This is a genomic window from Corynebacterium sp. UMB4614, from assembly GCF_030217065.1.
GTDB lineage: Bacteria > Actinomycetota > Actinomycetes > Mycobacteriales > Mycobacteriaceae > Corynebacterium.
In genome coordinates this window covers 1-12,119 of sequence record NZ_JASONC010000032.1, presented here as the reverse complement: position 1 = coordinate 12,119, position 12,119 = coordinate 1, and the positions used below count along the sequence as shown (strand labels likewise).

10 protein-coding genes are annotated in these 12,119 nt (G+C 48.5%); 1 reads left to right on the top strand and 9 read right to left on the bottom strand.

Going from position 1 to position 12,119, the window contains the following annotated elements:
• Positions 1-254: 254 nt before the first annotated feature.
• A complete protein-coding gene (locus tag QP413_RS09510) occupies positions 255-1,484 on the top strand; it encodes a replication protein RepA (RefSeq protein WP_284781554.1) in 1,230 nt (409 codons plus the stop codon).
• Positions 1,485-2,651: 1,167 nt separating this feature from the next.
• Here QP413_RS09510 and QP413_RS09505 read toward each other — a convergent pair.
• From QP413_RS09505 to QP413_RS09465, 9 genes are all read right to left on the bottom strand, one after another.
• Complete coding sequence (locus QP413_RS09505; protein ID WP_284781555.1) at positions 2,652-4,067, bottom strand: NAD(P)/FAD-dependent oxidoreductase; 1,416 nt, start codon at positions 4,065-4,067, stop codon at positions 2,652-2,654.
• 445 nt (positions 4,068-4,512) lie between these two features.
• Complete coding sequence (locus QP413_RS09500) at positions 4,513-5,322, bottom strand: ABC transporter permease (protein WP_070759254.1); 810 nt, start codon at positions 5,320-5,322, stop codon at positions 4,513-4,515.
• Positions 5,309-6,253, bottom strand: a complete 945-nt coding sequence (locus QP413_RS09495) for an ABC transporter ATP-binding protein (RefSeq protein WP_070759253.1) — start codon at positions 6,251-6,253, stop codon at positions 5,309-5,311. Before QP413_RS09495 ends, QP413_RS09500 begins: the two co-directional genes overlap by 14 nt.
• A gap of 24 nt (positions 6,254-6,277) precedes the next feature.
• Positions 6,278-7,894, bottom strand: a complete 1,617-nt coding sequence (locus QP413_RS09490; RefSeq protein WP_284781553.1) for an ABC transporter ATP-binding protein — start codon at positions 7,892-7,894, stop codon at positions 6,278-6,280.
• Positions 7,895-7,953: 59 nt separating this feature from the next.
• A complete protein-coding gene (locus QP413_RS09485; RefSeq protein ID WP_284781552.1) occupies positions 7,954-8,127 on the bottom strand; it encodes a hypothetical protein in 174 nt (57 codons plus the stop codon).
• A gap of 44 nt (positions 8,128-8,171) precedes the next feature.
• On the bottom strand, positions 8,172-9,482 hold the full coding sequence (locus QP413_RS09480) for a trans-aconitate 2-methyltransferase (RefSeq protein WP_070759249.1): 1,311 nt from the start codon (positions 9,480-9,482) through the stop codon (positions 8,172-8,174).
• Positions 9,482-10,486, bottom strand: coding sequence for an alpha/beta hydrolase (locus QP413_RS09475; RefSeq protein WP_070759247.1), 1,005 nt, complete (start codon positions 10,484-10,486; stop codon positions 9,482-9,484). Before QP413_RS09475 ends, QP413_RS09480 begins: the two co-directional genes overlap by 1 nt.
• Positions 10,483-11,298: a hypothetical protein gene (locus QP413_RS09470; RefSeq protein ID WP_262368293.1), complete on the bottom strand. Its 816-nt coding sequence runs from the start codon at positions 11,296-11,298 to the stop codon at positions 10,483-10,485. Before QP413_RS09470 ends, QP413_RS09475 begins: the two co-directional genes overlap by 4 nt.
• 305 nt (positions 11,299-11,603) lie before the next feature.
• Positions 11,604-11,903 carry a hypothetical protein gene (locus tag QP413_RS09465; protein ID WP_246818122.1) on the bottom strand — a complete coding sequence of 100 codons (300 nt, stop codon included), beginning with the start codon at positions 11,901-11,903 and terminating at the stop codon, positions 11,604-11,606.
• Positions 11,904-12,119 lie beyond the last annotated feature (216 nt).

Below are 12,119 nucleotides of genomic sequence, written 5' to 3'. Positions count from 1 at the left end.
GCCGACCGGAGAAGATGCCCATGGACCTGATTATTCCACGCCGGTCTTCCTACTGCCCCAACTTTGCAACAGCACCGAACTTAAGATTCCTCAAAACATGAGGAAACCCCCGCATCATAGAGTTGGCGCTCTAGCGGGGGTTCAACACAAAATCGACACCGACCGTGTCGATTCAGACTTTACCACTTCCACACGGACAGTGAGCAAAGCACAACACGGTCGGTGCCGATAATCCGAAAGGAGAACAAGGCACCATGCAGCCCCCACACAACCCCAATGAGCGCCGCGCCAAGCTCGAAGCAGTCAAAGAACTAGCCCGCAGGCAAGAACACGACGCCGCACAAGACCTCCTCCAAGCCCAAGACGTCGGCTACACCTCCAAACTTTTTGTCCAAGCACTCTTCCCCTACCGCAAAACCGAGGGAAACAACCGCACCGTCGAAACTCCACAGGGAACAATCACCATCCTCTCCCAACGAGGAGTCCCCTACGGCAAGTACCCCAGGCTCATCATGGCCTACATCATCACCCGCGCCGTAGCTAATGCTGGACGCCTCAAAGAAGGAAATATCACCCACGAAGAAGCCCTACGCATCCCGCTAGGCCACTCCATGAGCCACTTCCTCCAAGCAATCGGCATCACCGGACGCGGCACCGGAGGAGCAACCGGAAACCTGAAAAATATCCGCGAGCAACTCCTACGCATCGCCGGCTCTTTCATCACTGTCCAAAGCGACGACGGTGTTCACGCGCGGGGACGCAACACCCAAATCCTCGAAGACTGGAATCTCTGGTTCGACTCACGCGATCCCAACCAGGGAAGCTTCATGGAGTCAGAACTTGTCCTCACTCCCCAGTTCTTCAAGCACATTGCCGAAGCACCCATTCCCATCGATCTCAACGTACTGCGCGAGCTCAACAAACCCCGAGCCATGGACCTTTATATCTGGCTCACGGTAAAGCAGTACTGGCTAGCGAAAAACAACCGCGACGCCTACACCTTCAGCTGGGACATGATCGCCGCCAACTTCGCCACCAGAGAGTTGAAGACATCAAACGATTTGGCCCACTTTAGAACTGAGATAAAGAAATCAATAGCCGACATTCTCCAGACGTGGCCACAGGCAGGAATCGAAGCCAGCACAGACGGAGTAACGGTCACAAGGACTGCCCATCAGTTCAGCAGAAACCGCCACGCCCAGAGATTGACTAACCCAATTGCGGAGAAGAAGCGCCCTGCGGGGTGCTTTCTTTTTGCCCCAAAAACAGTTTGCGCATATTTACCGTTACTGCTGCGCATATTTACCGTTACTGCTGCGCATATTTACCGTTACAGAAAAACCTGCTGCGCATATTTACCGTTACTGCTGCGCATATTTACCGTTACTGCTGCGCATATTTACCGTTACAGAGGTAGTTATCCACAGGGTTTCACCTGCGGGTTTACCTATTTTCCCAGGTGGCTTATAACTATATCCCTGTAGATCTATATCCCCAGCCGATCAGCCAACACAACCGTTCACTACTGGTTGCGGTTCTTGCTCCCGCCTCGCCTTGCGGCTCGTTGGGCTGCCGCCCAAATCAATAGATTTGGTTGCCACCAAAGCCTCGCGATTCAAGCTAACGAAGTTCATTTATTTCCTTTTCAAAGCAAAGGAAATAAATTATGGCGACATTAAATGTCGCCATTTAAAAAATTCTGTACTCTAAATGTCAGTGCTTAAGGGCGTAATTCACCCTAATCGCGCATTCACGATTTCCACCAACGTCACTTTCAAAGTGAAAGGAGAAAATTTTGAAGAAAATCAATCGTCTAGGTGTAGCAATAACCACCGTTTTAGCATCAGTCGCTATTGCTCCTACGGCGTTAGCTGGTACATTTCCGAGTTCGAGCTCGTTCACATCTCCGCTGAATGATCCCGCAAAAGTCAGGATTGCAATGTGTCCACCTGTGGCTGGAGTCGCATTACCTGGTACTTGCTCACTATAACCTGTCCAGGGAAGTCGGAGGAGCTAAGCCAATCTCCGCAACGTAATCTTTCTTCCAAATACGGATGGCGAGCTAGCAACATGCTAGCTCGCCATCCGTATTTGCTAGCTTAGTTCATCGATGCCAAACTAAGCTCGATACAAGTAAAAGAATCTCGTTCTAGATAGATCACTAACTATTAAGGTGGTAACGAGGTTATCCATACGTCAACTGGAAACGCTTTTAAGATCGCATATTGCGGTAACCAGAAGCTAGGGACTGCTTAATTCGGCTGCAAATCTTTAAAAGCCAATCAGATACAAAAACCCATTACGCAGGCTAGAGGGCTGCAACATCAATTCTGTTTACACTGTGTATCTAATGACGGTGGTAGTAGGCAATGTGTTTATTACCTCGCTGAGATGAAGCGATGCGTAGTTCGCTCCGTGGCCTGTATTAATTATAAGATAATTGATGAAAATGAAAAATCAGCTTTCTACGTTCACCTAGGCCAGGTTTGAGTGATTACTTTCATCAAGATGGGCAGCCAGATCGAGCTGATTCGGTTCAGTGGCCATCACGAGGCATTTCCGGTTGAGGGTAGGTAGGGGTAGATTCCGAAAAGGGGGCCGCGCAGTTCAGCGTAGTATACATCGCAAACCAGGATTTCCGCCCAACATTTTTACCGCTGGTGCAGATGCTTCAAAGCGCTTTCTGCTGCGTGCTTCCCGCACATCCCGTGTACACCCGCACCTGGTGGCGTCGAAGAGGAACAAATATATACTCCCGAAACCCCTGTGTAATACGGATCAGGAGATAATATAGGTCGTGCAATAAGCTGCCGTGCTCCAGACGCGCCGCCGATGATATCACCGCCTACGTAATTAGCGTTATAGCGCTGCATCTCTTCGGTGCTGAACGAAACTGAATCCACAATGGTATCTCGGAAATTGGGCGCAAATCGTTCAATTTGACGGACTATCAGCTCCGTGGCGTCGGCATCGAACCCGTTCGGTACGTGAGCATAAGCCCACACGGGATTGAGCTTTCCATCCGATCTGCTCGGGTCTGCAAGGTACTGCTGTCCCAGCAATACGAACGGGTTATGAGGCATTTTTCCTGCTACAATGCTCTTTTCTGCCTCCGCTATCTCTGCAAAAGTACCTCCCAGATGTACGGTCCCCGCCTGCCGAAGCGCTTTGCTGCTCCACGGAATATCGCCTTCAATCAAAAAATCCACCTTGAACGCCCCAGGCCCGTGAGCAAATTGTGAATATGCCTTCTGCATGCGTTTCGGCAATCGAGCACCGAGTATTTTCAACGCATCTTGCGGTGTGGTGTCCAGCATTACCACATCGAAATCATTAATTTGCTGGAGCGAGTCAATGCGGGATCCGCACATGACCGTTACACGCAACTGTGCCAATTCTGCAAGAAACGCTTTCACGATAGACTGGCTTCCTCCTACCGCGACAGGCCAGCCTGTATTATGTGCGGCGGCTATCAACAGTGTTCCCACCGAAGAGCTTAGTGGAGTATCCAATCTGGAAAAAGCATGCGCAGCTATACCGGCAAACAAGGCACGTGTGCTTTCCTCCCTCCATCGCAACGCTGACAGCGAGGCAGGAAGAACTGCATTAAAGCCAAACAGTCCAGTCCACATTGCGCTACGCGGAACGCGTAACACCGGACCTAACGTATCGGAAGCAATGGAGTTAAAGTTTTTTGCTAGTGGGCCAAAAGTTGCACGCCACAACAGTTCATCTTTGCCCATTCTTTTTGTAGTCTGACTGAGGTTACGGTATAGGAGGCCAGCGCTACCGTCGTCCAGGGGATGGGCCAAATCAAGTTTAGGAAACGCAAAGTCTAGTCCGTGGCGCTCCAATTTCATTTCACGGAAGAAAGGGCTAGCTATAGCTAGCGGGTGAACAGCGGAGCACATGTCGTGAATAACTCCTGCACGGAGGCCCTCGTGGCTACGCATCCCACCGCCTACTGTTTTATCCGCTTCAAATACGGTGACTTCCATTCCATGCTGAGCCAATACAACAGCGGCAGCTAGTCCGTTCGGGCCGCTCCCTACTACAGCAGCTTTCAATTGTCCTCTTTTCAAGAAAACTAATGCCGCGACGACATTTCTGCTAGGTAAATAATGGGAAACTGGTTCCAACATTACCTAACCTTTTGGCTGAACGCTTTTCCGGTTGAAATATTTTTCAATAGGTGTGCCTATACAAAAAGAGGGTGAGCGATGTGTTATTCACTATTTGCGGGCAACCCCAAGTAACCGTGTCTAGGGATCGTGCTGGTACGTTTGCTCCCCAGATGGTGCCTAAAGGCACGCGCCGGCTAACAGAACTCGACATTGAAGTAGCGAAAGTCGCCGGATGGAAACGATCCATCAGCCAACTAGCTGTGGCTCACCCCGACCGATTTGCGGACTACCTGTAAACCAAACCCCCGCACACTCTCGTGTCAGCTTCGTATCTGACCTGGCGGAACACTGAGCACGTTAGCTTAACTGGATTAGTATTAGGTATTCTTTATTTTAGAACTTTCTTACGGAATAGGTTGGTTCCCAGATAATTTAGAATTGAAATTTCTACAAAGAAGATTGCAAATGAGGAGATTGTTCGGATCCATAGTCCGTCGTCAAAAGCATCTAGGGTTGGCGCCAGCGTCATTGATAGTGGCGGTATCCAAGCCACGAACGGAATCCATCCATCGTTTAATGAACCCCATCCAATCATTGGTGCAAAAGGCAGGAACATTGACGCCATGAAGAGGAAAACAATCGGTATCTGAGCGACGGAATAATCCTCTACGCTGGATACGAGTGCCCCAGCCAGCGCGTAGAGAGCTGTGAATAATAAGTATGCTAACAGCATAAATACGAGCATGACGAAACAAAACCAGATGGGCAGTTTAGACAGTGTGGAAATATCAAAGACCAGCGTAAAAATAAGGACTGTTACCCACAGGATAAAGAGCTGAGTAAAACCGATGAGGGAATGACCGAGCATTTTTCCAATGTAAAGTTCTTCTGGTCTAGCCAGGGAGAGTAGAATCTCAACTACTTTCTTGTCTTTTTCTTCACTAATGGATCCTCCGACTAATGTGCTGTTCATAAGGATACCCATCCCCATTACTACGGTAAGGAAAGTCCCCAGAATGAGCACTAACGTCTCAAGATCGGTGACTGTATCATGCTCCATTTTTGCACCCACGAAGCCAATAAGCGTTACTGCCCCGATAAGAACGACTGCAAGCACTCCCCATACTGCTTTGCTGGATGCACCAAGTTTCGCTTCCTTCTTCGCGATTTCCCAAATAGTATACTTATCTAACTTCATTTTTCACCGATTCGGTCTGTTCTTCTTCGGTATATAGTTCAGAAAGTGCTTCAGAAAATGTGTTGCGCTTGTACGACACTTCCACTATTTCCTCTGCTCTTAAACCAGAAAGTGCGATTTCTTCCACAGAGATCCTTTCTACTGAGAGCTCTAGCTCCGCTTTCCCAGCGCTCACCGTAGAACTGATGACATTGGGACAGTTTTCAAAAGAAATCTCCCTTTTTGCAGATGCTTCGTCTCGTTGAAAACGCAAAATAGCAATACTCTTCCGGTTGTTCTTTTTCAGCTCTTCCAAGCCACCATCGAAAGCCAGTTGCCCTTCTTTCATAATCCCAATTCGTGTAGCCACCTGCTCGACGACGTCCAACTGGTGAGAGCTGAAGAGGATTCCTGCATCTTGGGATGCGTATTTACGGAGAAGATTGCTGAAAAATTGGACTGCGATCGGGTCAAGCCCAGAAAAGGGCTCGTCCAAAATGAGTAGTTGAGGTTTGCCGATTAATGCTGCAGCGATTTGGACGCGTTGCTTATTTCCAAGCGATAGCTCTTTGACTTTCTTATTTTTATATCGTAGGACATTTAATTCGTCCAACAGCTCGACCATTCGCCTATCAATTGCGGTCGGCGACATCTTGCTGAGTCTTGCAAAATACCGAAGCTGGTCTTCAACTCGTTCATTTGGGTATAAACCACGTTCTTCTGGCATATATCCCACACCGCGTACTGCACCAGGCTTCACTGGCTTATCAAAAACGGTGACGGCACCGTCATCAAAGGGGATGAGCCCCATAGCAATCCTCATAGCAGTAGTCTTGCCGCCACCGTTTGGTGCCAAAAGGCCCAAGATCTCACCTGCATCTAACCGGAAAGTGAGTTCCTTCAGAACCTCGTTCTTCTCGAACCTTTTGCGCACACTTTTAAACTCAAGCATTTATAATTCCTAAAACAAATCAGCTTAGAGAGACCGAGATCGTAGTTCTACGCCAGCAGCAAGATCGTCTAGCTCAATGACTCGGTGTGGAATCTTGTCGAGAATGTTGTCGTGAGTCGTAGCCACGACCAGGCTCTGTTGTGCACATTGCTCAATAACTGTAACTAAAGTTGGGATAGTTTCCTTGTCCACACCTGCAGAAATCTCGTCCAAGAGCAAAATCTGAGGTTTACGAACGAGGGCGTCCGTTATAGCTAGCAGGGAGCGCTGTCCTCCGGAAAGCTCGACTCCGTCGTCGCCGATCTTCAGATTTAAGTCTTGATAGTGCTTGATGAAACCAGTGCGCTCCATGGCCTGGATGCGGTCATTGTCATTGATATCAAGTCCTGCGCCGATATTGTCGCGTAGAGTTCCGTGAAAGGGTGCACGTTGTTGATCGACGAGCAGAACATTTTCGCGCCAAGACTTTCGAGACAGGGTTGAGGAGTCCACTCCGTTAACAAAGATTTTCCCTTGTGCCGGCAGAACTCCATTGGCAAGTGCCAAGAAAGTAGACTTTCCTGCTCCGTTGGATCCGTGCATCAAATAGAGACCCGGACCTTCTATGCGCATGTTAATAGAGCTCAAGACCTGCAGTTCAGTTCCTGGGTAAGAGTACGTCAGATTACTAGACACTAAAGAAGGCTTCGCTGATGAAGGAACCAGAGCGCTTCCTTGCTTCTCTTGCGGTTGGTTCCAGATTTCGATCAAACGAGCTGCAGCTACATTAGCTTGAGCGGCTCCGCTGACTAACGTGCCCAATTCCACTGCTGGGGATAATGAATAAAGCATGAACATTACAAAAGACACGCCCTCGCCGGTGGAGAGCCGGCCACTCGTCATCGCCCACATAGCTCCACCAATGGATAGAACCAAGGCAATTTGGGTGCCCAAGTTCAGACTTGGCATGACAAGACTGCTCGAAATATCGGTACGAATGCCGGATTTTCGTAGAGTCTCTGACTTATCGCTTATGTGACGCAACGCCTCAGGTTCAGCGTTGCGCGATTTATATACCTTTAAGGAACCCAACAGGTTCCATACTGCAATACCGTAGTTCGCAGCGTCTGTACGGGACAGGTGTGTAGATTTCCTAATCCAACGTGAAAGCTGCAGGACTACTAGAGCAGTTAAGAGAACAAGTCCGACTACAATGCCAAAAAGCATGAGCGAAACAAATGCCATACCAACGATGCAGGACAACAAGAGCGTTGTGGATCTAAGTACAGCGGGGACCGCGTTGACGAATGTGTAGGGGGCAGTCGCAGAATCCGTGAGCACGCGGTTCTGAATCTCACCGGTTGGTAAGATATCCTCAATCCCTTGCTGCGAGTTAACCGTAAGGTTCAGTGAATGGTCTCGCAGTTTCTTGCCGCATCGCCCTCCGATATGCGCCTGCAGCAAAGATATTAGAACCTGGAGAACAAGTTCACAGAGAAAAACGCAAGTCAGCAATAAAATGGATGCGCGCGCTGCATCCCATTCGTTACCTGACAGAATCTGTAGGATTTGCCCTGTTAAGACTGGCTGTGTGGCTGTTATAATGCCGGCGGCGATCGCAAGAATTAGCAGGGTTGAGTATGAGCCGTATTGGCCCCTCATTGCAATATTCCATACTGTCTTCACTATTGCCCTTTAAAAATACAAATTGTTTGACTTGACTATTTTTCTAAATCAGTGAAGAACGGATATAGCCAATAGATTACGGCAGCAGAAGCTAAAGAAACGATGACAGTAATAGCAATACCTAGCTTCGAGTCAATTCCATCAAACATAATTCCAGCAATCGACAATACAGCCATAAAGGCTATCAAAGCTGTGAAATAACGCGTCATAATAGTCCTTTCAGAGAGTTAAATATAGATTTTATGAATTAAGGCTACATATTTTTTGCTGTACATCGGTGATACGCGCCTCTGAGATTAACCTGGACAGATGAAAATCCTGCTGCATGAAGGGCTTCGACTGCTTCTTGACGAGTTACAGGCAAAACGCATTCTTTCATTACTCCAGTTTTTCCGTCAGATTGGCGCTTAATTTGCGTTGTTACTTCCACTATTCCATGTGGATATTGGAGGGAAGACATACTCATCGTGTGCGGTTCTTCGCCTAGCTTTAAACTCATAGGGCTGGGCTGCACGGGGGCGCGATATATCTCGGAGGCGAATAGCTCCACCGCAACAATTCCTCCACGGGTCATCATTCTGCGAACTTTCTTTAGCGACTCGATAAGCTCGCCCAAGCTTGATATGTACTGTAATGATCCGTAGGTTACGAAAGCCAAATCTATATCCGTGGTGGCTTCTGCTGTAAAAGCTTCCTCGACAGTGCCCGAGAAAAAGTTGGCATCGATATCAGTGAATGACTGGGAGAATTTTTCGTCTGGTTCGATGGCAAACAGTTCCGCATTCGGGAATCTACCAGCAACTTGGGTGAGCACCCGCCCAGTACCGGCACCGATATCTAGAATGCGCTGCGGCAGTTGCTCGCCCACTGCTGCAGCGATCCACTCAGCATGATCAACGTTGGGATCGGCTATCTTCATGACCTCGTCGTAGTACTCATTGAAATAATCATCACAATAGAAGACTGGTGAAATATTCGAAGTTTGTTCTGTATTGATTGCTTGATAATTTAAAATGAGGTCATAGATTGGTTTTGCTGCGCCATCATGGCCTGCGAACCGTACTAACATCAACTGTTGCCAGTACCAGTTCTTTTCTTTTTTCGAGATTGGCCGAGTGTAATTATGGCGAATGTAGTTGTTCAACATCTCGGCAGTATCGCTGATTGATCTTCGCAATACGGCGTCGTTCTCCTCGCCTTTTCCCAAGCTAGCTAATCCGATCACAAGAGCCTGGTGCGTATCAAAGATTCCTTTTTCGAAGCGACGGCGAGGGAACCAAAACGCTTGTGACATTTTACGTGGCGAGATGGTGTGACATTCTTCCCACGGGCTGTATTCGGATAAGTCCTCTGAAACAAGGCGATAAAGAACGTGCACGTCCTCTACCGCTGGATTAGGCGCAAAAAACTTCCAGTTGGGGATGATTGTATTTCCAAAACGATCATCTAGCCGACGAATTCGATCTAAATTCGATTCTGGGTGCTGACTAAGCAGTGTTGCTACCAACCATCCGCCAAAAATTGAAGCAACCGATCCATCTATGATTTTGCGAATATTACCCACTATTTTTCGTCTCCGAAGTCAGTATTTTTAGCTCCTACGGTGAGCCAATGTGCAATTTTGTTTTGTGCTTCTTCTTTCGTCAACATTGACTGGTGTCCCGCCCCCATAAGAATATGAATGGAATCGCTGTATTCCCTGTAGAGAGATTCTTGAGCGGGCTCATTGCGCACAGTCTCTCCTGCAGCAATGACTTGGGTGTCAATTGAGCTTGGGAGAGCAAAAATATCATGACCATCAAGCATGTATGGATAAATAAGCTTCCATTCTTCCTTTGCGGTTTTCCACACTGAGGAGCTAGCTAAATCGGCAAGGATTCGGTCGTGAAACTGATACCCGTCCGAGTAGGTGGTCACTCCCTGTCCATAGAGCAGAGCAGCCCCAAATTTGATGAATGGTGCGACGGTATTTACGGATAGCTCAACCGTTTTACTCCCCATCCGCTGAGCATTCGATATCTGCAATTCTTTCGGATGCATCGGATCTAAGTAGCTTACTGCTGAAACCAGAGCAAGGTTTTTCCGTGCAAACTCATGCAGAAGATATCCTCCTAAAGAGTGCCCGACGAGATGAAAGCTGGTACCCGAGTTATCTGTAGCGAGTTCAGTCAGAGTATTGTAAAGATCGATGATGAACTCGTTGATATGAAACGGTTCTTCGGACAACCGAACTGATCCTCCGTAGCCTGCACGATTAAACATGACAACCTGATGGCCTAATGCTGACAGCTTTGTGCCGAGCCCGGCCACGGTCGAAATGCTAGATGACAGACCAGGCACTAAAACAAAGCTTTGTGCCGAGGGGTTTTTCGCAGGTGCGATTGCCACTTGAAGACGGTTGCCAGTTGAGCTTCGAAAGTGCCGTGTCTCGAAGCCAGGGTAGTCTGCACGATGTTTTCTTTCTTTAATCCCAGCCCAAATACTTCCTCCGAGCACAAGTGATGTGCCCATCAGGATGCTCGCATTGAGAACTGGTGAAGCGCTGGTTGGGCGTAACTGTGGAGTCATTTCTTGGTGGCCTCACCTGGTCTGAAGAGACTTGAACGAAAAGCTAGGATCGCGGGATATGTCGATATAAACGGTAAAACGAAACGGCCTAGCCCCATTGCTCGGGCATTGGCTAAGTGGAAGGTGCCGAACAGTGCAAGTGTTGCTTTTAGCACGGTTTCGTTGAGCATTGCGAGTGGCATCAATGACTCGATGATAACGGTGCCTCGAGTCGTCATCTGCCCAATGCGCGGGTGCTTTTGTAAGAATCTGTAAAATTTCCTGTCCCCGTAGGTCTCGGTGGCCATAACACCTTCGAGTGCGTTACCACGGGACCACCGTTTACCTGGAGATTTAACTACTCCTGAGATGAAGTAACTAATAATGACTTGTAAAGCAAGGAAGTCGGCCGCCGCCTTACGGCTTTTTGAGCTGCCGCCCAATCTCCCTAGAGCAGACGCTGCATTCCCTAGGAAACTAAGTTGATCAGAACCGTCTGTACCGAAAAACTGGCGAGGCTGGAGAGTAAGGTAACAAGCACTTTGCACTAGATTGCAATACGCACGAATTTCGTTATTTGAAAGAGGTGAAAGGAGAACTACATTGTGAGTGATTTTCAACAAATGAAGTGCCACATAAACGCTCTCAGCCTGCGTTGCGCTGAGCTTATTCCAAAACTTAGCAGTGCCACCTGGGAACTGTGAGCTCAAGTATGTCCAGTCGTTTAGACCACCATACTGACGATTCTTTCGGTCCACCAGATATTCCGCCGAAGCTATAAGCTCGGTAATAGCACAAGCGCGCTCAACAGTTGCGAGCGGATCTTGCGACAATCTTCTTCTCAAACCCACTGCCTTTCTCCTCTCAACTCCAATCCTTCTGAAATCGAGGACTACTTTTTAGTAGCCGATGCAATGGCAGCGCCAACGCCAGCTGCAGCCACTAGCGCTCCGCAAGCCTTAGCACCAGCAACAACACCTGCACCGAATGCAGCTGGGGTTGCCATCACAGGGCTGTGCACCTGCTCAAGGGTTATTTGGTCGTTATTGACAAGAGTGGACAAACGAGACATAGTATTACTCTCCGAGATGTTGAAAATTGTAATGACTTGATGTGGTGAGTGCGCTGATAGTCAGAACTACTTGATAACTGCGCGGTATGCGGCGTAAGCAGCGCCGCTGACTGCACCACCGCCAATAACTGCGCCAGCTGCCTTTGCAGCGGTCACTGCAATGGCAGGGGTTGCGGTTACCGGTGGAAGAGCGGTTTCAGCCATGCCGTCTAGGCGTCCCCGGAATGCCGGATTATCATTTACAAGTTGGGAAAGTGCGGACAAGTTCACTCCTTGGAAAGTTGTTTGGAACAAAATGAAGTGTCCAATAGAAAAGTAAGCCAGACTCTCATCGCTGCTTAAACTAAATCCACTGAACGGTTGCACGGTTAGACGCTGATCTAACAATGCTAATTATGCCAGATGGACAATATATCCTATTGTCAAAGGCATGCGCTTAAGCATACGAGAACCCCACGCCTCCGGCAACCGCAAGCGTCCTGAGAGGGTGGTGTAGCGTTTGAATGGTGCTGTTGCAAAGTTGGGGCAGTAGGAAGACCGGCGTGGAATAATCAGGTCCATGGGCATCTTCTCCGGTCGGCA